Here is a 22,388-nt window from a genome sequence, read left to right on the forward strand (position 1 = left end):
CGACCCCGAGGAGGTGCCCGATGGTCCTCGTCCTCGTCGCGTTCGCGATCGTCGCCCTGATCGTCCCCGCCCTGACCCCCGTCCTCGGCCGCCGCGTGTTCTACGTGGCGGCCCTCGCCCCCGCCGCGGCGGCGGTGCTGACGATCGCCCAGACCGACGCCGCCCTGCACGTCAGCGTCGTCGAACGGCACCGGTGGGTCCCCCAGCTCGACCTCGACGTCACGCTGCGGATGGACGCCCTGTCGTGGGTGCTCGCACTGGTCGTCTCGATCGTCGGCGCGTTGGTGCTGGTCTACTGCGCCTCGTACTTCGCGCGGGACGAACCCGGGCTCGGTCGGTTCGCCGGGGTCCTGACCGCCTTCGCTGGCTCGATGTACGGCCTCGTGATCGCCGACGACGTGATCGTGCTGTTCGTCCTGTGGGAGGCCACGACGGTCTTCTCCTACCTGCTCATCGGGCACGACGCCGCGAAGCGTGCCAGTCGCGCCGCCGCCATGCAGGCCCTCGTGGTGACCACCGCCGGTGGCCTGGCGATGCTCGCGGGCCTCGTGATGCTCTCGGTCACGGCGGGCACGACCTCGCTGTCCGCGATCGTCGCCGATCCCCCGAGCGGCACGATCGTCTCGGTGTCGGTGGTCCTGGTGCTGCTCGGGGCGCTCACGAAGTCGGCGATCGTGCCCTTCCACTTCTGGCTCCCCGCCGCGATGGCCGCACCCACCCCGGTCAGCGCGTACCTGCACGCCGCCGCGATGGTGAAGGCCGGCATCTACCTGGTGGCCCGGCTCGCCCCGGCGTTCGCGCTGCTCGACGGCTGGCGCGAGACGATCACGCTGCTCGGCGTCGCCGGGATGCTCGTCGGCGGGTACCGGGCACTGCGGCAGACCGACCTCAAGCTCCTGCTCGCCTACGGCACCGTGGCCCAGCTCGGGTTCCTCGTGCTCGCCGCCGGCTGGGGTGCGCCCGCGGTCGCCCTCGGCGGGGTCGCACTCCTCGTGGCCCACGCCGCCTTCAAGTCGACGCTCTTCCTCGTGGTCGGCGCGATCGACCACGTCACGGGCACGCGCGACCTCGGCCGGCTCAGCGGACTCGGGCGTGCCCGCCCGTGGCTGGCGGTCGTCGCGGTGCTCGCGCTGGTGTCGATGGCCGGGATCCCACCGACGATCGGGTTCGTCGCGAAGGAAGCCGTGCTGACCGGGTTCACCGAGTCCCTGCACGGTCCCGACGCCGGCTGGGCCTGGTTCGCCCTGATCGGCGTGACCGTCGGTTCGGTGCTGACCGTGGCCTACTCGCTGCGGTTCCTGTGGGGTGCCTTCGCCCGGAAGCCCGGCGTCGCGACCACCGAGCCGCACGCCCTGCACGGCCTCGCCGTCGTGCCCTCGGTGCTCGCGCTGGCCGGGCTCGCACTCGGCCTGTTCACGCCGCTGGTCGCGCACGGCATCGAGCCCGCTGCGACGACCGCGGCGCTCGGCGGACAGGAGGTCCCGCACCTCGCGCTCTGGCACGGCCTCGAACCCGCACTCGGCCTGTCCGCGATCACCCTGGTCGGCGGCCTCGCACTGTTCGCCCTGCGCCGCCCGGTCGAGGCACTCCAGCACCGGCTCGCCGGGTTCCCGAGTGCCGCGGGCACGTACCGGCACGGCATGCGACTGCTCGACCGCGGAGCGACCGGACTCACCGCGAGCCTGCAGCGCGGCTCGCTCCCCTACTACCTGACGGTGATCCTGTCGGTCTTCGTCGCCGGGGCGCTCGCCAACCTGGTGCTCGGCGGGCCGTGGGAGTTCCACGTCCGGTTCGCCGACTCGTGGGGCCAGATCCCGGTGATGATCGTGATGTCGATCGCCGGCATCGCGGTGCTCACGGCGAAGACCCGGTTCGCCGCCGCCGTGCTGGTCGGCGTCACCGGCTACGGCCTCTCGGTGCTGTTCGTCCTGCACGGTGCCGTCGACCTCGCCCTGACGCAGCTCGTGGTCGAGACGGTCACCCTGATCGCCTTCGTCCTGGTCCTCCGGCGGCTGCCCCCGCGCATCGCCACGACCAACCCGTCGCGGTTCCGGGTCGTGCGGGCGCTCTTCGCCGGTCTGGCGGGGCTGACACTGGCGATCGTCGTCGTGGTGGCCGCCTCCGCCCGCACGGCACGCCCCCCCTGGCCCGACCTGCCCGCGCTGACGAGCTCGTTCGGGCACGGTCTGAACGTGGTGAACGTCGCCCTCGTCGACCTGCGCGGCTGGGACACCCTCGGTGAGCTCACCGTCGTGGTCGCCGCGGCCACCGGCGTCGCGAGCCTGATCTTCGTGAACTCGCGCGAGGACACCCTGCCGCGACTGCGTGACCTGCCGGAGACCCTGACCGCGAACGGCGAGCGCACCGACGGTGAGCCCCGCGCCTGGCTGCCGACGAGCGCCGCGATCCCGACCGGCCGCTCGGCCCTGCTCGACGTGGTCGTCCGACTGCTGTTCCACGGCCTGATCGTGCTGTCGCTCTACCTGCTGTTCGCCGGCCACAACTCGGCCGGCGGCGGGTTCGCCGGCGGTCTGGTCGCCGGCATCGCCCTCGCGGCCCGCTACCTGGCCGGCGGTCCCGCCGAACTCGGTGCAGCGGCCCCGGTGCGTGCCGGTCGCCTGCTCGGCCTGGGGGTCGCGACGGCCGCCGTCACGGCGATCGTGCCGCTGTTCTTCGGTCGCGAAGCCCTGTACTCCGAGTTCTTCGAGGCCACCGTCCCGATCCTCGGACACGTCGAGTTCGTCACCGCCACGTTCTTCGACATCGGCGTGTACCTGGTCGTCGTCGGCCTGGTGCTCGACGTCCTCCGCAGCCTCGGCGCCGAGGTCGACCGGCAGCGCCTCGAGGACGCCTCGACCCCGACCCGCGACACCACCGAGGGGTCCGTCAGCGACACCCTCGATGCCCCCACCCCGGAAGGGAGCGCCACATGACCGTCACCCTCGTCCTCGTGATCGCCATGGCGGTGCTGTTCTCGTGCGGCGTCTACCTGCTGCTCGAACGCTCCCTGACCCGGATGCTCCTCGGCTTCCTGCTGCTCGGCAACTCGCTCAACCTGCTGCTGCTGGTGATGTCCGGCGCCGCGGGCGACCCGCCGATCGGCAAGAGCGCCGAGGGCATCACCGATCCGCTCCCCCAGGCGTTCGCCCTGACCGCGATCGTGATCACCTTCGCCGTGAGCGCGTTCCTGCTGGCCCTGATCCACCGGTCGTGGCAGCTGTCCCGCGCCGACGAGGTCGAGGTCGACGAGGCCGACGCCGCGATCGGCCGTGACCGTGACGAGCCGGCCGACGAGGACCCGGAGACCACCGCCGACGCAGAACAGGAGGCGACCCGATGACCTGGCTCGTCCCGCTCCTCGTCCTCGTCCCGCTGCTCGGTGCCGCGGTCGCGCTCGGACTCCTCCGCCACCAGAAGCTCCAGCGTGCGATCACCGTCGTGGTGCTCGTCGTGGCCCTGGCCGTGGCTGCCACGCTCATGGTCCTGGTCGACCGGCACGGCACGATCGTGGTGCAGGTCGGCGGCTGGGACGCCCCGTACGGCATCTCGCTCGTCGTCGACCGGCTGAGCGCCCTGCTGCTCACCGTCAGTGCGAGCGTCCTGCTGCTCGTCCTGCTGTTCTCGATCGGCCAGGGTCTGGCCGCCGACGACGAGGACGCCCCGGTCACGATCTTCTACCCGACGTACCTGGTGCTCGCCGCCGGCGTGCTCGACTCGTTCATCGCGGGCGACCTGTTCAACCTGTACGTCGCGTTCGAGATGCTGCTGGTGGCGAGCTACGTGCTCATCACGCTGGGCGGCAGCGAACAGCGCGTCCGGGCCGGAACGACGTACATCGTCACGAGCCTGATCGCGTCGGCGATCTTCCTCGCCGCCATCGGTCTGGTCTACGGCGCCACCGGCACGGTGAACATCGCCCAGATCAGCGAGCGCGTCGCCGACCTGCCGGAGCACGTCCAGCTGCTCCTGCACACGATGCTGCTGATCGGGTTCGGCATCAAGGCGGCCGTGTTCCCGCTGGCGTTCTGGCTGCCGGACTCGTACCCGACGGCCCCGGCACCGGTCACCGCGGTCTTCGCGGGCCTGCTGACCAAGGTCGGCATCTACGCGATCATCCGACTCGAGACGGTGATCTTCCCGCGACCACAACTCAACGAGGTGCTGCTCGTCGTCGCCGCACTGACGATGGTGGTCGGGGTGCTCGGCGCGGTGTCGCAGACCGACGTGAAACGTCTGCTGTCCTTCACGCTGATCAGCCACATCGGCTTCATGGTGATGGGCGTCGGACTCGGCACCGTCGCGGGGACGGCGGCAGCGGTGTTCTACACGGTGCACCACATCGTCGTGCAGACCACGCTGTTCCTGGTGTCCGGCCTGATGGAACGCGTCGGCGGGACGACCTCGACCCGGTCGCTCGGCGGACTGCTGAAGGCCGCACCGCTGCTGGCTGCCCTGTACCTGATCCCCGCGTTCAACCTGGGCGGGATCCCGCCGTTCTCCGGCTTCATCGGCAAGCTCGGCCTGTTCCGCGCCGCCGCCGAGGACGGTTCCCCGATGGCGTACGTCACCATCGGCGCCGGCGTCGTCACCTCGCTGCTCACCCTCTACGCGCTCATGCGGGTCTGGGACGCCGCCTTCTGGCGGCCGAAGCCGGCGGCCGAGGCCGCCGCCCCGCACGCGACGAGCGCAGAACCGCACGCCCACCTGCGGTCGCCGGAACCGGCTCCCCTCACCGTCTCCGAGGAGACGGGCGAGGCCTACCACCCGGGAGGCTCGGTGACGGTCACCGACGCACCGCACGCAGCCACCGCCTCCAGTCCGACCACCGGCGCGACCGAGGCGGTCGGCGAGGCTCCCGAGAAGGTGCGCCTGCCGCGCATGCTCGTCGGGGTCACGACGATCGCGGTGCTCGGATCCGTCGCGCTGACCGTCGTCGCCGGCCCGCTCTACGGCTACGCGACCCGCGCAGCGGAGTCGCTGGAGTCGCCCGACCGCTACGTGCAGGCCGTGCTCGGAGGTGAGCGATGACCGACGTCCGCCGCATCTCCAACGCCAGGCGGATCGCGCTGGCGTGGCGCTACGACGTGCCCCTCGTCGCGGGACTCACCGTGCTCTGGGCGCTGCTCTGGGGGTCGTGGACCCCGCTGACGCTGCTGTGCGGCATCGTCGTGGCGCTCCTCGTCACCCAGGCGCTGCCGCTCCCGCCGGTCCCGCTGTCCGCACGGTTCTCGATCGTGCACGTGCTGCGGTTCCTGGTGGTCTGGTCCGGGCTCGTCGTCGTGGCGTCCTTCCGGGTCGCGTGGGTCGCGTTCCGTCCCCGCGGTGTGCGGCGCAGCTCGATCACGCTCGTGCAGCTGCACTCCACGTCCGAGATGACCTTCACGCTGGCCACGCTCGCGATCTCGCTCGTGCCCGGCTCGTACGTCGCCGACGTGGACCTGCGGCGCCGTCGCCTGCTGCTCCACGTGCTCGACACCGAGCGCCCGGAGCAGGTCGAGGACGAACGCCGCGTCGCACTCCGGATCGAGGCCATGGTCATCCGCGCACTGGGCTCCAAGCAGGACGTCTCCGAACTGTCCGAGCCGCTGCCGGAGGTGACCCGGTGAGCCCCGCCGTCGTCGTGATGGGCATCGCCGTCGCGCTCGTGCTCGCGCTCCTCGGGGCGACGTTCGCCCTCGCGGTGTTCCGGATCGTGCGCGGCCCGACCATCCTCGACCGCATGATCGGCTCCGACATGGTGCTGACCACCGTGCTCGTGGTGATCGCGGCCGCGATGGTCATCCGCCAGGACCTGACCGGCATCCCCGTGCTCGTGGTGATCTCGGCGACGAGCGTGTTCGCCACGGTCGCCGTGGCCCGGGCCGTCACGCCCTCGGCGGACCCGTCCGACGAGGGACTGACCGTCACCACCCCCGAGCGCGCCGAGGAGGACCAGTCGTGATCGAGATCATCGAGTCGTTCGTCGACGACGCCGGCATCCGCGCCTGGATCGCCATCGCGCTGCTGCTCGTCGGGTCGCTGCTGTCGCTCGGGGCCGGGGTCGGCATCGTCCGGTTCCCGGACCCGCTCGTCCGTCTGCACGCGATGGCGAAGCCGCAGGTGCTCGGGCTCGCACTCGCGCTGGCCGCCATCGTCGTCGCGGTGTGGACGTGGACGGCGTTCTGGGTCGTGCTGCCGATCATGGTGTTCCAGCTGTTCCTGGTGCCCGTGTCGACGCACATGATCGCCCGCGCCGGCCTGCGCGCCGACGACTACCGGCACGAGGACCTGCTCGTCGACGACACGGAGTCCTGACGCACCGATCTGCCGGACCGGAGGCCCGTGGCGGCGTCGCCACGGGCCTCCGCTCCGTCAGGCGCTCACGTTCGCGGTCAGGCGGTCGCGACCCGACGCGGGAGCAGCAGGTTGAGGACCGCGGCGACCACCACGATCGCGGCGGAGGCCGCCGGCAGCAGCATCGCCGCGGCGGTGCCGTGGTGCTCGGCGACGTCACCGGTGATGGCGGAGGCGATCGACTGGCCGACGATGACGGCGGACCCGAGGATCGTCATGGTGGTGGCGGAGCGGCCGACGGGTGACCGGTCCGAGCCGAGGCTGTACTGGGCGACCAGGGTGGGTCCGATCCCGATGCCCATGACCGCGAGGACGACGCCCGCGGCGACGACGGAGTCGGCGCTGGCGAACGCGACCGCACCGGCGAGGAGCACGACGCCGAAGACGAGCCAGCGCCAGCCGAGGCCGAAGGCCCGGGGGAACGCCGCCGACCCGAGTGCCAGCCCAGCGGACCCGATGCCCATCAGGCCGTAGAGCAGGCCGGCCTGCGAGGCCTCGCCGTGGGTCTCCATGAACGCCGTCAGCGAGGTGAGCGTCGAGCCGAAGAACAGCCCGATGCCGAGGATGCCGACGACCACGACGACGAGCCGCGGACGCAGGAGCTGCCGCGCGGGCGCCTGCGTCGACTCCGCGTGCTGGCCGACCACGAGCTTGCCGGTCGGGTGCAGCGCGAACGCCGTGACGAACACGAACGTCAGGACCGAGGCGCCGGCGACGGCCACCCACGGGGCGATCGCGCTGGCGAGGATGCCGACCAGGAACGGGCCGATGATGAACACGGTCTCGTCGGCGGCGGACTCGTAGGCCATGGTGCCGCTGAGGGTCTTCTCGCGCCGCGCCGGGGCCGTGCGTTGCCGGATGATCGCGACGAGCCGCGTGCGGGACATCGGGGCGACCTGCGGTGCCGAGGCGCCGATGCAGAACGCGGCCGCGAGGACGGCGAGGTCGGGCGCGGTGCCGCTGACGACGAACGGGAAGAGCCCGAGCAGCGCCGCGTTCACCAGGCCGACGGGGACGAGCACCGCGCGCTGGCCGAAGCGGTCCGCCGCGGCCCCGACCATCGGGCCGAAGATCGCGGAGCCGATGCCGACGGCGGCGGAGTTGATGCCGCCGAGGGCGACGGAGTCACGGGCGGCGACGACCAGGGTCAGGACGCCGACCACCATCATCGCGAAGGGGAGCCGGGCGATGAACGCCACGGGGAAGTACCAGCGTCCGGCGAGGGAGACGAGCGAGCGGTCCGGAGCGGGCGGGGCGTCGCCAGTGGCGGGGGTGTCGCCGGTGGCGGGGGTGTCGCCGGTGGCGCGGGTCTGGAGCATTGGGGTGTGCCTTCTCGGCCCGCCCGGTTCGGTGGCGGCGGACCCATCGGGTGCCGCCGTTGTCCGCCGGGGAGCCGGCGGCCGGTAGATACACACTGCGTGTTGTCGAACGCTGTCGATGGTACCAATCGGCCACCGCGCAGCGGAGGAGTTCGCTCCGGGCGCCGTCCCGCCGGCCGGCCGTGGTGCGGTCGGACGACGGACGGGAGGCGCGTGGCGGGGTGCCCCGGGCCTCCCGGCCGCCGCGCCGCGCGCTCAGGGCCCCGCACCGGTGACGACACCCCGCCCGCCGTCCGCGGTGCGGTCGCAGACCGTCGCCTGCGGCGCCGCCAGCCGACAGTTCGTGACCGGTCGGCACGCGACCCGCGACGTGTCGTGACCACTCGCGGGCCGGTCGAGCGAGGCGACGCGACGCGACCGGACGACGGACGGGAGGCGCGTGGCGGGGCGCCCCGGGCCTCCCGGCCGCCGCGCCGCGCGCCCACGGCTCCGCGCCGGTCACGACACCCCGCCCGCGCCCCGCGGTGCGGTCGCAGACCGTCGCCTGCGGCGCCGCCAGCCGACAGTTCGTGACCGGTCGGCACGCGACCCGCGACGTGTCGTGACCACTCGCGGGCCGGTCGAGCGAGGCGACGTGTCGCGACCGGACGACGGACGGGAGGCACGTGGCGGGGTGCCCCGGGCCTCCCGGCCGCCGCACCGCGCGCCCAGGACCCCGCACCGGTCACGACACCCCGCCCGCGCCCCGCGGTGCGGTCACAGACCGTCGCCTGCGGCGCCGCCAGCCGACAGTTCGTGACCGGTCGACACGCGACCCGCGACGTGTCGTGACCACTCGCGGGCCGGTCGAGCGACGAGATGCGACCGGCCGAGGGACTGCTGCGGCGTGGCGCTCGGGTCAGGAGACCTCGCCCGCGCGGGCTCCAGCCCACAGGTCGACGTCCGTGATGCCGACGGAGTGCTCGTCGATGACGCGGAGCTCCTCGTCGGTGAACGAGGTGTTCGACAGCGCGGCGACGTTGTCCTCGAGCTGCGACACCCGCGAGGCGCCGATCACGAGCGAGGTCACCCGCTCGTCACGGAGCGCCCAGGCGAGGGCGAGCTGCGCGAGGGACTGTCCGCGTGCGGCCGCGACGTCGTTCAGGGCACGGAGGTGCTCGACGACCTCGGGCGTGATGCTCGACGCGTCGAGGGACTTCCCCGCTGCCGCGCGGGAGTCCTCGGGCACACCGTTCAGGTACTTGCCGGTGAGGAGCCCCTGCGCCAGCGCGGTGAAGCCGATGACGCCGAAGCCGAGCTCGCCGGCGGCGTCAAGCAGCCCCTCGGTCTCGATCCAGCGGTTGAGCATCGAGTACGAGGGCTGGTGGATGAGGAGCGGCGTGCCGAGGTCGCGGAGGATCTCGGCCGCCTGCCGGCTGCGCTCGGCGTCGTACGACGAGATCCCGACGTACAGCGCCTTGCCCTGCTGGACCGCGGTGTGCAGGGCGCCCATCGTCTCCTCGAGCGGGGTCGAGGCGTCGAGACGGTGCGAGTAGAAGACGTCGACGTAGTCCAGGCCCGTGCGCTGCAGCGACTGGTCGAGCGAGGCGAGCACGTACTTGCGCGAGCCACCGCCCTGCCCGTACGGCCCCGGCCACATGTCCCAGCCGGCCTTCGTCGAGATGACCATCTCGTCGCGGTAGGGCCGGAAGTCCTCGCGCATCAGGCGGCCGAAGTTCAGCTCGGCGGCACCGTACGGCGGGCCGTAGTTGTTCGCGAGGTCGTGGTGGGTGATGCCGAGGTCGAACGCCCGGCGGCTGATGGCACGCTGGTTCTCGAAGGGCATGTCGTCCCCGAAGTTGTGCCAGTACCCCAGGGAGAGCAGCGGCAGGTCGAGGCCCGAGCGGCCGGTCCGGCGGTACGTCATCGAGTCGTAGCGGTCGTCACTGGCGATGTAGGTCATGGGACGAGCCTGGCACTCCATCGGGGCCGGGCCTCGCATGCTTCGCTTCGCGGACCCATGATGGGTGCACCAGACCACGAGGAGACGACGATGGCACGGACGACGAAGACCGAGACCACCTTCACCGACGAGGAGCGCGCGGCGATGCAGGAACACGCCGCGGAGGTCAAGCGCGCCCGCGGCACGAAGGGCACCAAGGCCGAGAAGGCAGCGGCCGACGCCGCTGCGGTCGAGGCCAAGATCGCCGAGATGCCCCAGCCGGACCGGGGGCTGGCGGAGCGCATCCACCGCATCGCGCTCGAGGTCGCGCCCGAGCTCGCGCCGAAGCTCTGGTACGGCATGCCCGCCTACGCGCGGGACGGCAAGGCGGTGTTCTTCTTCCAGGACGCCGCGAAGTTCAAGGCCCGCTACGCGACGCTCGGGTTCCAGGACTCGGCCGCGCTCGACGACGGCACGTTCTGGCCGACGTCGTGGGCGATCAGCCCCGAGTTCTCCGAGGACGACGAGGCACGGGTGGCCGACCTGATCCGTCGCGCGGTCGGTTGACGGTGCTCGGGCTGGGCGCCGCTCCCGTCTTCGCCCTGCTGTTCCTGGTGCTGTACGTCCTGGGGCGGCGACGGGACCCGCGGATGCTCCGCAACGGGGTGTTCCTGACGGCGGCCGTGCTGTTCGGGCTCGCGACGGTCGTGGCCGTGCTGACCAGGGTGGTCCCCGGGTTCAGCCTGCTCGTCGCCGTGGTGCTGCTGCTCGTGCCGCTGGCCGTCGTGGTGCTCGGGGTCGCCCTGGTCGCGAACGGTCTGCAGATGCTCCGGGCCGAGGGGCGCAGCGTCGGCAACCTGCTGTCGCTCGCCGCCGGGGTGGCGGTGTTCGTGCTGCCTGCGGTCGCCATCGCCCTGCTCGTGTCGGGCAGCGGCGAGGGCTTCACGCTGTGGGACGGCACGAAGATCGCGATCGCCGTGCTGATGGTGTTCGTCTGCGGGTACTTCGCGCTGTCGCTGGTCGCGTTCGCCCTGTACTCCGTGGTCTACGGGCGGACGCGGCACGGCATCGTCCCCGACACGATCGTGGTCCTCGGCTCCGGGCTCGTGCACGGCGAGGTCCCGCCCCTGCTGCAGAGTCGACTCGACCGGGCGCTCGGCGTCTACCGGGCCGAACGGGCAGCCGGACGCCGACCGCTCCTCGTGCCGTCCGGCGGACAGGGCGACGACGAACCCCGCCCCGAGGGCACCGCGATGGCCGAGTACCTGGTCGCGCACGGTGCCGACGCGGACGACGTCGTCGCGGAGACCGCGTCGCGGAACACCCGCGAGAACCTCCGGTTCTCGCGGGACGTGCAGACGGCCGCCGGTCGGGACGGCCAGATGGTCGTGGTCACGAACAACTACCACGTGCTGCGGGCGGCGACCCTGGCCCGCCGCCTCGATCTGCCCGCCCAGGTCGTCGGCGCGCGCACGGCGGCGTACTACGTACCGAGTGCGTTCCTGCGGGAGTTCGCCGCGGTGATCGTCGAGCACCGCTGGCTCAACGTGGTCGCCTGCACGCCGTTCGTGCTGTTCACCGGGTTCCTGCTCTGGGAGTCCTTCCAGCAGTAGGATCTCCACCATGGTCGAGATCCAGGCACCGCGGCCGACCGACCTGCTGCCCATCGGCGAGATCGTCCGCCGCACGGGCGTCGCCGCGTCGGCCCTGCACTTCTACGAGCGCAAGGGCCTGATCCACCCGGAGCGCACCGACGGCGGGACGCGGATGTACCCGCGGCACGTCGAACGGCGGATCGCGATCATCCAGGTGGCCAAACGCCTCGGCATCCCGCTCAGCGAGGTCGCCGAGCAGTTCGAAGCGCTGCCCGCGGACCGCATGCCCTCGCTGCGCGACTGGAACCGGTTGAACGAACGGTGGCGCGCACGGCTGCGGGCCCGCCAGCTCGAGCTCGAGCGCCTGCAGCAGGAGATGACGCAGTGCATCGGCTGCGGGTGCGTCTCGCTCGGAGCGTGTTCGGTCGTGAACCCGGGCGACACCCTGGGCGACGAGGGGCACGGCGCGCGTCGCCTGCTGCCGATCCAGGACGAGGCGGCGGACGATGCCGCCGCCGCCGACAACGACGCAGCCGCCGCTGCCGCCGCCGAGGACGCTGTCGCCTAGCCCGCGCGGAGCCCGTCGTCGATCCGCTGCAGCAGCTCCAGCGCCTCGACCGCACCCCGTTCGTCGCCGCCGAGGGCCGTGCGGAGCTTGCCGGACCAGTGCCGGTAGAGCCGGTCGACGCTCTCCTGGGCCAGGGCGGTCGAGTGCAGCTGCACGGTCCGGGCGTCCGCCGGGTCCTGGCGCCGCTCGACCATGCCCTTCGCCACGAGCGACCGGAGTGCGACGCTGAGGTTGCTGCGCTGCAGGGCGGTCGCCTCGGCGGTGGCACTGGGCGAGGTGCCGGGGTTGCGGTTGATCCAGCGCATCACGAGCGCTTCGGTGCCGGTCAGCGGCACGATGTCGAGGGTCTCGGAGCCGTGTGGATCGATGTCGCGCGCGATCCGGAGCAGGACGTCCGCGAACTCGGCGAGGACGTGGTCGGACACGGCGGAGTGCATGAACGTACTGTACCGATCTCCGGCGATGAGTTATGGTTTCATAACAATGACCACGGACACCGGAACCATCCGCGCGACGATCGCGACACCCACGACCAAGCAGCAGGGCATCACGACCGCGCTGCTCCTGGTGCTCGGCCTGCTCAGCGCCGTCGCCCCCTTCGCCACCGACCTGTACCTGCCGGCGTTCCCGCAGATGACCACCGAGCTCGGGGCGAGCGCCACCGCCGTCCAGCTCACCCTCACCGCGTTCCTGGTGGGCGTGACCGCGGGCCAGCTCGTGTTCGGTCCGCTGTCCGACCGGTTCGGCCGCGTGCCGCCGCTCATCGCCGGTGCCGCGGTGTGCGTGCTCGCCAGCATCGCCGCGGTGCTCGCGCCGAACATCGGCGTGCTCATCGCGGCCCGCCTGCTGCAGGGCCTCGGCGGTGCGGCCGGCATGGTGATCAGCCGTGCGGTCATCTCCGACCTGGCGACCGGCAAGTCCGCCGCCCGCGCGTTCTCGCTCATGATGATCGTCGGCGGGGTCGCCCCGGTCGTCGCACCGCTGCTCGGCGGCCTGCTCACCGGCCCGATCGGCTGGCGTGGCCTGCTCTCGATCGTGCTCGGCCTGTCGGTCGTCATGCTCGTCGCGGTCCTCGCCGTGATCCGCGAGACCCACCTGAAGGAACACCGCGACGCCCTGCGTGCGGAACGCCGTGGCTCCGGCTCGGCCCTGCGTGCCCTGCGCTCCCGCACGTTCCTCGGTTACACCGCGGTGTTCGGCTTCGCGTTCGCCGTGATGATGGCCTACATCTCCGCGTCGCCGTTCCTGTACCAGGACATGATCGGCTTCGGCACGGTCGGCTACGGCCTGGCCTTCGGGTTGAACGCCCTGGCGCTCATGGGCGTCAGCATCCTGTCCGCCAAGCTCACCGCGACCCGTTCGGTCACGGGCGTGCTGTCGCTCGGCATCGTGCTGGTGCTCGCGTCGACCGTGGCGTTCGCGCTGCTCGTCGTCTCCGGGGCGCCGGTCATCTGGCTCGCCGTGCCGCTGTTCACCGCGGTCGGTTCGCTCGGTCTGGTGCTCGGCAACGCCACGGCACTCGCCCTCGGCGCCGTGCCGTCGGCCGCCGGCAGCGCCTCGGCCGTGCTCGGTGCCCTACAGTTCGGGCTCGCGGCGCTCGTGTCCCCGCTCGTCAGCATCGGCGGCTCGGACACCGCGGCGCCGCTGGCGATCGTGATGCTCGCCGCCGCCGTGGTGGCCGTCGTGGCGCTGCTCGCGGCGCGGGGCCGGACCAGCACGCTCCGCTGACCCGGAACGACACTGTCGACGTCGTACGACATCGACAGTGTCGTTCCGCGTCGGCCAGACCACCGCCAACCGGCCCAGCCCCAGGCCCCAGGCCCCAGGCCCCAGCCCCCAGCCCCCAGCCCCGCCTCAGCCCAACCCGCCCGGCGTCAGCCCCGCCCCGGCCGCAGGAACGGCACCCGCGGCATGAGCCAGTCGACCCACACCACCCGCACCCCCGGCGCCACGGCGAGCGCCCACAGGATCGAGGCAGCGGCGTCGGTCGGGTAGTGGACCGCGTCGATCGACACCGCGCAGAACACGATCACGATGGCCACGACCCCCAGCGTCAGGGCGAGCCGGTGCCACCGGGTCTCGCGGAGCAGCCAGATCAGGGCGACCACGAACGCCGTGATGTAGACCGTGTGCCCGCTCGGGTACCCGGGGTCGGGCTGCACGGGGAACGGGTGCGGCAGCACGGCGACGTCGGGCCGGGCCCGGTGCACGATCTCCTTCACGATCGCGGACGGCACCCACGTGATCGCGATGGTGCCGCCGAACGCCAGGGCCGGTCGCAGGTCTCGCGTGCGCCACCAGATCACGGCGACGACGACGACCGTGATCCCGATCGCCGGTGCCGGACTGATCACGTGGTAGACCGCTGTGCTGAACGCCCCGATGAACCCGGTGTGCAGCGCGTTGAGGGCCTTGGACAGCCCGAGGTCCACGGTCCCGAGGGTGAACCCGACGATGGTGATGACGACGACCGCGATGACGGCGATCGCCACCGAGACGAGCGGGTACGGCGAGCGCTCGAGGATCCCGTACGCGGCGGGCTCCCGTCGGCGGGGACGGAGGAGCGGCGCGTCGTCGGTCATCCCGCCATCGTCGCAGCACGAGCCCGGCATCCCAGGGCGAGTGAGCCTCACAAAACTCCGAAAGCGTTCAGCGCAGCGGTCGCGAGTAGACAGGGCACATGCCAACCGTTGCCGAGAACATCGTCGCCACCCTCCGCGCCAACGACATCCACCGGGTCTACGGCCTGCCCGGGGACTCCCTGAACGGCTTCACCGACGCCCTGCGCAAGGACGGCACGATGCGGTGGGAGCACGTCCGTCACGAGGAAGCGGCCGCGTTCGCCGCCTCTGCCGAAGCCGCCCTGACCGGTGACCTGACCGTCTGCGCCGGCAGCTGCGGGCCCGGCAACCTGCACCTGATCAACGGCCTGTACGACGCGAACCGTTCGCGGGTGCCGGTGCTGGCGATCGCCGCGCACATCCCCACGGCCGAGATCGGCTCCGGCTACTTCCAGGAGACGCACCCGCAGGAGCTGTTCCGCGAGTGCTCCGTCTACGTCGAGTACGTCGCCGACCCCGTCCAGATGCCCCGCCTGCTCGAGATCGCCATGCGTGAGGCGATCGAGAAGCGCGGCGTCGCGGTGCTCGTGATCCCCGGCGACGTGCTGCTCGCCGAGGCGAAGGACGACCGCGCCACCCGCATCGAGCGGGCCACCCCGCGCATCGTGCCGAGCGAGACCGAGCTGCAGCGCACCGCCGACCTGCTGAACGGAGCCGACCGGATCACGATCCTGGCCGGAGCCGGCGTCGCGGACGCCCACGACGAGGTCGTCGCCCTGGCCGAGCGGTTGCAGGCCCCGATCGTGCACGCGCTGCGCGGCAAGGAGTACATCGAGTACGACAACCCGTACGACGTCGGCATGACGGGGCTGCTCGGCTTCGCCTCCGGGTACCGCGCGATGGAGGACGCCGACGTCGTGCTCATGCTCGGCACGGACTTCCCGTACCAGCAGTTCTTCCCGGCCAAGGCGAAGCACGTGCAGGTCGACATCCGCGGTTCACAGCTCGGCCGGCGGCACCCCGTCGACATCGGGCTGGTCGGCACCGTCAAGGACACCGCCCTCGCGCTCATCCCGCTGCTGACCGGCTCGCACCCGACGAAGCACCTCGAGGACTCCCTCAAGCACTACCGCAAGACCCGCGAGAAGCTCGACGACCTGGCGGTGCCGGCCGGCAGGAAGAAGCCGCTGCACCCGCAGTACGTCGCCCGCGTGCTCGACCGGCTCGCCGCCGAGGACGCCGTCTTCATCCCCGACGTCGGCTCCCCCGTCGTCTGGGCCTCGCGCTACCTCACCATGAACGGCAAGCGCCGGCTGATCGGCTCGTTCGTGCACGGCACGATGGCGAACGCCGTCCCGCAGGCGATCGGTGCGCAGACGGCGTTCCCGGACCGGCAGGTGATCGCCCTGGCCGGAGACGGCGGGCTGACGATGCTCCTCGGTGAGCTCATCACGATCGTGCAGAACAAGCTGCCGGTGAAGATCGTCGTGTTCGACAACTCGTCGCTCAACTTCGTCGAGCTCGAGATGAAGGCCGCCGGCTTCGTGAACTACGGCACCGAACTGCAGAACCCGGACTTCGCCGCCGTCGCCGAGGCGATCGGCATCAAGGGGTTCCACGTCGACGTGTCCGACGACTTCGAGGACGCCATGGCCGCCGCGCTCGCGCACGACGGTCCCGCGCTCGTGTCGGTCCGCGCGAACCGCCAAGAACTCTCCATGCCCCCGGCGGTCACGCTCGAGCAGGCGAAGGGCTTCACGCTCTACGCCATCCGCACGGTGCTGTCGGGTCGCGGCGACGAGCTGCTGGACCTCGCGTCCACCAACGCGCGCCAGCTGCTGTAGACGCGACCGGACGACGGCCTGGAGGCCCGTGGCGGCGCCGGCACGGGCCTCCAGGCCGTCACGACGTCACCACCCGAGCGTCTGGCCGTCCTCCAGGAACACACCGGTGGGGCCCTCCGGGCCCGCGCTCGCGGCGGCCGCGATCGTCGCGGCGCTGACCTCGACGGGGCGACCGTGCGGGTTCGGCATGCCACCGAACTCGGTGGCCGTGTAGCCGGGCTCGATCGCGACGAAGTGCACCTCGGGCACGACACGTGCGTACTGCACCGTCAGCATCGAGACGGCGGCCTTGGACGCGCCGTAGACCACGGCCGGCACGGTGAACGCGGGCTTCGACGGGTCGTGGGTGGCGGTGAAGGAGCCGAGCGCGCTCGACAGGTTCACCACGATCGGGTTCGCGGAGCGACACAGGAGCGGCAGCGCGGCCTCGGTCGCGCGGATGGTGCCGACGGCGTTCGTGTCGAAGACGGCGAGTGCGTCCGGCCCGCTCTGCCCCCAGACGGCGATGCCGGCGTTGTTGACCAGCACGTCGAGTCCGCCGTTCGCGTCGACGTGGGCGAAGGCCGCGGCGACCGAGTCGTCGTCGCGGACGTCGAGCTGGACGGAGCGGGCGCCGATCTCGGCGGCGACCGCGGCGCCCTGGTCGGCGTCCCGGGCCCCGATCCAGACGGTGTGGCCCGCCTCGACGAGCTGGCGGGCGGTTTCCCTGCCGAGGCCGCGGGTGGCCCCGGTGATGAGTGTCGTTGTCATGGGTCCAGCGTCACGCTCGGCGACGACCGCAGGGAGTCACCCGGTTGTCGTAGGACCGGCAGGGCCAGGACCCGGTCGCCCGTCGCGCGCAGACTGGGGACATGGCGGACACGGACTTCGGGCACACCCTGCGGCGGCTGCGCGACCACGTCTCCCCCGAGGCGGCGGGCGTGGTCGTCGGGCCGCGTCGGCGCGCGACCGGCCTGCGGCGTGAGGAGCTGGCCGGCCTCGCGGGGATCTCGGCCGACTACCTGACCCGGCTCGAGCAGGGGCGGGCGACCTCGCCGTCCGCCCAGGTCGTCGAGGCGCTCGCGCGGTCGCTGCGGGTCGCCGATGCCGACCGCGAGCTGCTCTACCGGCTCGCCGGGCACGCGGTCCCCGGTGCCGAGGTGGTGCCGTCGCGGATCCCGCCGAGCGTGCAGCGGCTGCTCGACCGACTGGCGGACACCCCCGTCGCGGTGCTCGACGCCGCGGGGAACCTGCTCGTCGCCAACGCCCCGTACGACGCGCTGATGGGGCCGATCGGGGCACTCCGCGGGAACGACCGGAACACCGCGTGGCGGCACCTGGTCGGGTCCGGCAGCCGAGCCGTGCACACGCCCGAGGAGCAGGCAGCCTTCGAGGCGAACCTGGTGGCCGGGCTCCGGATGACCGCGGCCCGCTACCCGCTCGACCGCCAGCTGCAGCAGCTCGTGCGGGACCTGCGGGCGGCGAGCCCGCGGTTCGTCGAGCTGTGGGACTCGGGCGCGACCGTGCTCGGCGTGACCGCCCGCCGGAAGGTGATCGACCACCCGGACGTCGGGCGGATCACGCTCGACTGCGACACCCTGGTCGTCGGACCGGAGGACCTGCGGATCCTGGCGTACACGGCCGAGCCCGGGTCGGTGGACGCGGAGCGGCTGGCCCTGGCGATCGTGGTGGGGATGCAGTCGTTGGTGGGGTGAGCGGGGGGCTGCGGCGGGGGCCGGGCGGCCGGCCGTCGGCCGGCGTCCGGCGGCGTCGCACAACCAAAGTGACCTCGAACCACGCGACCACGTGGCTCGGATGCACTTTGGTTGTGTACGGCTCAGTGGTTGTGCACGGCTCGGCACCGGCCAGCCGCGGCCGTTCGCTCGCTCGCTCGCTGCGAGCCCGCCTGAACCCTCCGGAGAAGGCCCACAGGTCACACCCCTCGCCCTTGTCCGGCTCAGACGCCGTCCCTAGGCTCCCGCTGTCAGACGATCGTCTGGCTCATGAGTGGGACGAGGACTGGCATGAACGACGACACGCAGGTCAGCATGAACCGGGTGCACTGGACCGGTGGTGTGCCGCGCAGTGCGGTGGACGCCCTGCTGCACGACGGCGGGCTGGCGGTGGTCCCCACCAAGGTCGGCTACATCCTGATGACCTCGGACCGCGCGGGTCTGGAGCGGAAGTTCGACGCGAAGGAACGCAACCGCAACAAGCCGGGCGTCGTGCTCGTGAGCTCCCTCGAGATGCTTCGGAGCATCGCGCAGCTCACCCCTGAGATCGACGCCCTGTACCAGCGGTGCTGGGACGAGGACATCCTGCTCGGGTGCATCCTGCCCTGGAGCGACGAGGGTCGAGCGGCACTGCCGACGGACGGCTCCGACGAACTCATGATGGACACCCGCGGAACGTCCTGCTTCGTCATCAAGTTCGGCGTCCCCGGTGAGCTCGCCGCCCGCGAACTCTGGACCGAGCACGGCAGGTTCGCCTTCGCGAGTTCCGCCAACCCGTCGGGTACCGGCAACCGCGGCGTGGTGGACGGGATCGGCGAGCGCATCGCCGAGCGCGCCGACGTGATCGTCGAGGCGGACGACTACGTCGCGTCCATCCAGCCGGAGCAGAGTGCCGAGACCCGGTACGAGCAGGGCGTCATGGTGTCGATGGTCGACAGCACGGGGACCCTGATCCCGCTGCAGGACGGACGTCGATCGGTCGTCCCCGCACCGACGCTCATCCGCAAGGGGCTCGACGTCGACCGGATCATGGCACTGCTCGCCGACACGTTCACGAGCTGGGACTACCGGCAGGGTGAGTACTACTGAGCCCGCAGGAGAGGACTTCCGTGGGCAGGAACCGCCTGTCGCGTGAGGACGCCTCGAGCCGCATCACCGCGTTCGTGTACGGCAACATCGTGATCCTCGGCACGATCGCACCGATGGTCCCGGACACCGCCGAGAGCGGTCGGGGGCTCTGGTACGTCCTCGCCACCGCGTTCTCGACCTTCCTCGCACACACCTTCGCCGAGTCGGTCGGCCGCCGTGCGCGGAGTGACCACCGCCTCACCGGGGAGACCGTCCGCGCCGAGCTCCGGGATTCGCTGCCCGTCCTCACCTCCGGTTTCCTGCCGGCTGCTGTCCTCGCCTACGCCTGGCTGACCGGCACATCCGGGCTCGCGGCCGAGATCATCGCGATCGCGTACCTCGTGGTCCGGCTCGCCCTCCTCGGGCCCGTCGTGGCCAGGCTCCGCGGGGAGAACCCGTCCCCGCGGACGTTCGTGGCCGGCCTCGTCCTCGCGCTCGTCGGTGTCGGCATCGCCCTGGTCAAGGCGGGTCCGGGCTTCTGAGGCGAGCGCGCGAGGGAGCGCGGGGCCTCGACAGCCCGCGCCGTCACGCGGGCTGCCCCTCGGCGACGGCCGCGACGGCTTCGATCTCGACCAGCTGGTCGTCGTAGCCGAGCACCGTGACCCCGAGCAGGGTGCTCGGCACGTCGTGCGCGCCGAAGGCATCGCGCACCACCTGCCATGCGGCGACGAGGTCGGCCTGCCGCGAGGACGCCACGAGCACCCGGGTGCTCACGACGTCCTCGATCGACGCACCGGCGGCTCGGAGTGCCTCCCGCATCGTCTCGATGCACCGCGCCGCCTGCCCCGCGTAGTCCCCGACCGCCGCCGTGGACCCGTCCGGTTCGAGCGGGCAGGCCCCGGCGAGGAAAACGAGCCGGGTCCCGGCCGGCACGGTCGATGCGTACGCGTACTGCGCCGCGTCGCTCAGGACGTCGGACCGGATGAGACGGACAGCGCTGGCCATGCCCGTCATCCTGCCAGCAGCGACGTTCTGACCTGCGAACGCTTCAGGCGCAGTACTCGTACGGCAGCTTCGCGACCGACCCCACCCAGATCGCAGCGACCGTGCCGCCGTCCGTCCCGAGCTGGAACGTCATGTAGCGTCCGTCAGCCTGCACGCTCCACATCGAGTACGGGCCCTGCTCCTCACCGTAGGTCCCGGTGTACTGCAGGTCCGGGTACGCGGACCGCACCTCGGTCAGGGGCGCTCCGATGCCGATCCCGGCGTCGGTCTCAGGCGAGTTCGTCGTCACCGGGTCCGCCCCCACCCCACCGATGGTCACCCCGGCGACCTTGCCGTCGCGGGGGATGACGATGAGGCCGGGGGCGTCGGCTCGCTCCCAGAACGTCGTCTCCGGGCTGGCCGGACACGCATCCGTACTCCGGGTGTAGGCGGCTGCCAGGTCGTCGATCTCGCCCTGTACTGCGCCACCGAGGGCGATCGGTCCGACCTCGTCGGTCGAGATGGTCCAGGTCGCGGGATCCGACAAGCTGAACGCTGTGTCCGTCGCGGGAGCGGTCGGGGTCGGAGTACCGGTGTCGGCCGGTGCCTCCGGCGTCGCGGTCGCCGTCACGGTGCGGGTCGGCGTCGCGGCCGGTGAACCGGAACAGGCGGTCAGCGCCACCGCCGCGACGAGCCCCAGGGCCACGCCGGCGGTCCGGACGAGGCCGCTCACGCGGCACCCGCCACACTGCGCCGCTGCCGGTCAGGCGGGAGTTGGGGACCGGGTTGCTGCACCGCCCGCCAGCTGCCGATCCGCGGGTCGAGCCGGACAGCGTCACCGCACTCGTCGCACTGCGCCGCTCCCGCCTCGCCGAGCAGGATCTTCGCGCCGTCGTGAACGAACGGGTTCGGGTTACCGGGCATCGTCTGTTTCCCTCCGTCGGCGGACGTCGAACGGCCCCCGCCCGCAAGGCGGGGACCCGACCGGCGCGGGCTCCGAAGAGCCGCAGCACCGGCCGATGACCCCCGCGCCGTTGCGATGGCCGGTCCACCGTACGTCGAGGCTCCACGAACGACGGAACCCCTCGACCGCCATCGCAACCAGAGCGTTACACAGCTTCCGCCGCAGCGGTCAGTCGGCGTCCTCGACGTCGAACACGACGACCCGCGCACTCGCCGCACCGATGAACTCGGCCACCGGCCGGTGCTCCGGGTGCGGCAGGTACCCGGCGAGCGCCGCACGATCGCGGAACCGGACGACGAGCATCCAGTGGAACCCGCCCTCCAGCCCCTCGGTGCTCACGCTCGTGCCGGACTGCACCGACTCGACCCCCTCGATCCGTGGCAGGTGCTCACGTGACAGGGCCGACGCCTCGGACGACCGGTCCTCCCCCTCCCACTCGACCAGCACGGTGTGCGTCACTCCAGACACGTGGTCCCCTTCCTCGAACATCAGAACGCCGGCGTCCCACCGGCGATCGTGATCGTCGACCCGGACTGGTAGCTCGACTCCGGGCTGACCAGGTGCACGTAGGCGGCACCGAGCTCGGCGGGCTGGCCCGGGCGACCGAACGGCGAGCTCTCACCGAAGTGCGACACCGTCTCGGCGTCGTCGGAACCCGGCTGCAGCGGCGTCCACACCGGCCCCGGCGCGACGGAGTTCACGCGGATGCCCTTCGGCGCGAGCTGCTGCGCGACGGCCTCGGTGAAGAGCTTGATCGCGCCCTTCGACACGGCGTAGTCGATCTTGTCCGGCGAGGGCGTCGACGCCTGGATCGAACCGGTCGTCACGATGGTCGACCCGGGCTCGAGGTGCGGCACCGCAGCCTTGGTCAGCCAGAACAGCGAGTAGATGTTGGTCTTGAAGGTGGAGTCGAACATCGACGTGTCGAGCGTGAGGATGTCCTCGTTGCTCTCCATGCGCCCCGCGACCATGACCAGGGTGTCGAGGCCGCCGAACTCGTCGACCCCCTTCTGCACCAGGTCCGTGCAGTACTGCTCGTCCGAGATGTCCCCGGGGAACAGCACGGCGCGACGGCCTTCGGACTCGAGCAGGTCGCGGACCTGTTCCGCGTCCTCCTGCTCGTCCGGCAGGTACGAGAGCACCAGGTCCGCACCTTCGCGCGACAGGGCGATGGCGGCGGCACGGCCGATGCCGGAATCGGCACCGGTGACGATGCCGCGGTACCCCTTCAGCCGTCCGAGCCCTGTGTAGCTCTCCTCGCCGTGGTCGGGCTTCGGGTCCATCTTCCACGCGGCGCCCGGCAGTGACTGCTCCTGCTTCGGGTACGGCGGTGCCGGGTAGAGGGTGTTCGGATCGCGCTTCTCGTACTGGCTCATGGCCCCACTGTCGTCGCAGCGCCCGCACGGGCGCTCAGCTGGTGGGTGACGGACGCCGAGCAGGCGACACCGGTTCTGGAGACGGGCGGGGACGGACGGGAGGCGCGGTGCCAGCTGACACCGCGCCTCCAGTGGCGTCAGGT

The 22,388-nt window shown here is 71.9% G+C and carries 23 protein-coding genes; 14 read left to right on the plus strand and 9 right to left on the minus strand.

All coding sequences use genetic code 11. The features are described from left to right. Positions 1–20: 20 nt before the first annotated feature. The 6 genes from BR70_RS0118095 to mnhG are packed head-to-tail and all read left to right on the plus strand — an operon-like array spanning position 21 to position 6,294. Positions 21–2,933 (plus strand): Na+/H+ antiporter subunit A, encoded by a 2,913-nt coding sequence (locus BR70_RS0118095; RefSeq protein WP_027467190.1) that lies wholly within the window; start codon positions 21–23, stop codon positions 2,931–2,933. Continuing rightward, on the plus strand, positions 2,930–3,340 hold the full coding sequence (locus BR70_RS0118100) for a Na(+)/H(+) antiporter subunit C (protein WP_027467191.1): 411 nt from the start codon (positions 2,930–2,932) through the stop codon (positions 3,338–3,340). Before BR70_RS0118095 ends, BR70_RS0118100 begins: the two co-directional genes overlap by 4 nt. Next, positions 3,337–5,028 (plus strand): Na+/H+ antiporter subunit D, encoded by a 1,692-nt coding sequence (locus BR70_RS0118105; protein ID WP_027467192.1) that lies wholly within the window; start codon positions 3,337–3,339, stop codon positions 5,026–5,028. Before BR70_RS0118100 ends, BR70_RS0118105 begins: the two co-directional genes overlap by 4 nt. After that, complete coding sequence (locus tag BR70_RS21790; protein ID WP_051597117.1) at positions 5,025–5,606, plus strand: Na+/H+ antiporter subunit E; 582 nt, start codon at positions 5,025–5,027, stop codon at positions 5,604–5,606. The genes BR70_RS0118105 and BR70_RS21790 overlap by 4 nt, the downstream gene beginning before the upstream one ends. After that, complete coding sequence (locus BR70_RS21795) at positions 5,603–5,941, plus strand: MrpF/PhaF family protein (RefSeq protein ID WP_051597118.1); 339 nt, start codon at positions 5,603–5,605, stop codon at positions 5,939–5,941. Before BR70_RS21790 ends, BR70_RS21795 begins: the two co-directional genes overlap by 4 nt. Further along, positions 5,938–6,294 (plus strand): monovalent cation/H(+) antiporter subunit G, encoded by a 357-nt coding sequence (gene mnhG, locus BR70_RS21800; protein WP_051597119.1) that lies wholly within the window; start codon positions 5,938–5,940, stop codon positions 6,292–6,294. Before BR70_RS21795 ends, mnhG begins: the two co-directional genes overlap by 4 nt. 77 nt (positions 6,295–6,371) lie before the next feature. Here mnhG and BR70_RS0118125 read toward each other — a convergent pair whose 3' ends face one another. Both BR70_RS0118125 and mgrA read right to left on the minus strand, forming a co-directional pair. Next, complete coding sequence (locus BR70_RS0118125; protein WP_027467193.1) at positions 6,372–7,652, minus strand: MFS transporter; 1,281 nt, start codon at positions 7,650–7,652, stop codon at positions 6,372–6,374. Positions 7,653–8,550: 898 nt separating this feature from the next. Next, positions 8,551–9,594: an L-glyceraldehyde 3-phosphate reductase gene (mgrA, locus tag BR70_RS0118140; protein WP_027467194.1), complete on the minus strand. Its 1,044-nt coding sequence runs from the start codon at positions 9,592–9,594 to the stop codon at positions 8,551–8,553. A 90-nt stretch (positions 9,595–9,684) separates the two neighbouring features. On the opposite strand from mgrA, the gene BR70_RS0118145 reads away from it, so the two are divergent. The 3 genes from BR70_RS0118145 to soxR are packed head-to-tail and all read left to right on the plus strand — an operon-like array spanning position 9,685 to position 11,736. After that, positions 9,685–10,140, plus strand: coding sequence for an iron chaperone (locus BR70_RS0118145; RefSeq protein ID WP_027467195.1), 456 nt, complete (start codon positions 9,685–9,687; stop codon positions 10,138–10,140). A gap of 2 nt (positions 10,141–10,142) precedes the next feature. Next, positions 10,143–11,186: a YdcF family protein gene (locus tag BR70_RS0118150; protein ID WP_035809656.1), complete on the plus strand. Its 1,044-nt coding sequence runs from the start codon at positions 10,143–10,145 to the stop codon at positions 11,184–11,186. A 10-nt stretch (positions 11,187–11,196) separates the two neighbouring features. Beyond that, on the plus strand, positions 11,197–11,736 hold the full coding sequence (soxR, locus tag BR70_RS21805) for a redox-sensitive transcriptional activator SoxR (protein ID WP_051597121.1): 540 nt from the start codon (positions 11,197–11,199) through the stop codon (positions 11,734–11,736). Here soxR and BR70_RS21810 read toward each other — a convergent pair. Beyond that, on the minus strand, positions 11,733–12,173 hold the full coding sequence (locus BR70_RS21810; protein ID WP_216852147.1) for a MarR family winged helix-turn-helix transcriptional regulator: 441 nt from the start codon (positions 12,171–12,173) through the stop codon (positions 11,733–11,735). The genes soxR and BR70_RS21810 overlap by 4 nt on opposite strands. A 46-nt stretch (positions 12,174–12,219) precedes the next feature. Between BR70_RS21810 and BR70_RS0118165 the strand changes: the two genes are divergently transcribed. Continuing rightward, a complete protein-coding gene (locus tag BR70_RS0118165) occupies positions 12,220–13,464 on the plus strand; it encodes a multidrug effflux MFS transporter (protein ID WP_027467198.1) in 1,245 nt (414 codons plus the stop codon). 146 nt (positions 13,465–13,610) lie between these two features. Here BR70_RS0118165 and BR70_RS21815 read toward each other — a convergent pair whose 3' ends face one another. After that, positions 13,611–14,318 (minus strand): phosphatase PAP2 family protein, encoded by a 708-nt coding sequence (locus BR70_RS21815; protein ID WP_051597122.1) that lies wholly within the window; start codon positions 14,316–14,318, stop codon positions 13,611–13,613. Positions 14,319–14,416: 98 nt separating this feature from the next. Between BR70_RS21815 and poxB the strand changes: the two genes are divergently transcribed. Continuing rightward, positions 14,417–16,141, plus strand: a complete 1,725-nt coding sequence (gene poxB / locus BR70_RS0118175) for a ubiquinone-dependent pyruvate dehydrogenase (RefSeq protein WP_027467199.1) — start codon at positions 14,417–14,419, stop codon at positions 16,139–16,141. Positions 16,142–16,207: 66 nt separating this feature from the next. On the opposite strand, the gene BR70_RS0118180 is transcribed toward poxB, so the two are convergent. Then, a complete protein-coding gene (locus tag BR70_RS0118180; RefSeq protein WP_027467200.1) occupies positions 16,208–16,891 on the minus strand; it encodes an SDR family NAD(P)-dependent oxidoreductase in 684 nt (227 codons plus the stop codon). 101 nt (positions 16,892–16,992) lie between these two features. Between BR70_RS0118180 and BR70_RS0118185 the strand changes: the two genes are divergently transcribed. The 3 genes from BR70_RS0118185 (at position 16,993) to BR70_RS0118195 (ending at position 19,463) form a co-directional block, all read left to right on the plus strand. Beyond that, positions 16,993–17,835 (plus strand): helix-turn-helix transcriptional regulator, encoded by an 843-nt coding sequence (locus tag BR70_RS0118185; protein ID WP_027467201.1) that lies wholly within the window; start codon positions 16,993–16,995, stop codon positions 17,833–17,835. A gap of 309 nt (positions 17,836–18,144) precedes the next feature. After that, entirely contained in the window at positions 18,145–18,942 is a 798-nt protein-coding gene (locus tag BR70_RS0118190; protein WP_027467202.1) for an L-threonylcarbamoyladenylate synthase, read from the plus strand. A 20-nt stretch (positions 18,943–18,962) separates the two neighbouring features. Continuing rightward, the gene (locus BR70_RS0118195) at positions 18,963–19,463 is read left to right on the plus strand and encodes a hypothetical protein (RefSeq protein ID WP_027467203.1); all 501 of its coding nucleotides are present in this window, start codon (positions 18,963–18,965) and stop codon (positions 19,461–19,463) included. A gap of 43 nt (positions 19,464–19,506) precedes the next feature. On the opposite strand, the gene BR70_RS0118200 is transcribed toward BR70_RS0118195, so the two are convergent. From BR70_RS0118200 to BR70_RS0118220, 4 genes are all read right to left on the minus strand, one after another. Continuing rightward, positions 19,507–19,926, minus strand: coding sequence for a Rid family hydrolase (locus BR70_RS0118200; protein WP_027467204.1), 420 nt, complete (start codon positions 19,924–19,926; stop codon positions 19,507–19,509). A 43-nt stretch (positions 19,927–19,969) separates the two neighbouring features. Then, positions 19,970–20,638 carry a hypothetical protein gene (locus BR70_RS0118205; protein WP_027467205.1) on the minus strand — a complete coding sequence of 223 codons (669 nt, stop codon included), beginning with the start codon at positions 20,636–20,638 and terminating at the stop codon, positions 19,970–19,972. Positions 20,639–21,037: 399 nt separating this feature from the next. Beyond that, positions 21,038–21,337, minus strand: a complete 300-nt coding sequence (locus BR70_RS21820) for a Dabb family protein (RefSeq protein WP_197019675.1) — start codon at positions 21,335–21,337, stop codon at positions 21,038–21,040. A 20-nt stretch (positions 21,338–21,357) separates the two neighbouring features. Then, entirely contained in the window at positions 21,358–22,245 is an 888-nt protein-coding gene (locus BR70_RS0118220) for an SDR family oxidoreductase (protein WP_027467207.1), read from the minus strand. Positions 22,246–22,388 lie beyond the last annotated feature (143 nt).

Source organism: Curtobacterium sp. UNCCL17 (assembly GCF_000686685.1).
Lineage (GTDB): Bacteria > Actinomycetota > Actinomycetes > Actinomycetales > Microbacteriaceae > Curtobacterium > Curtobacterium flaccumfaciens.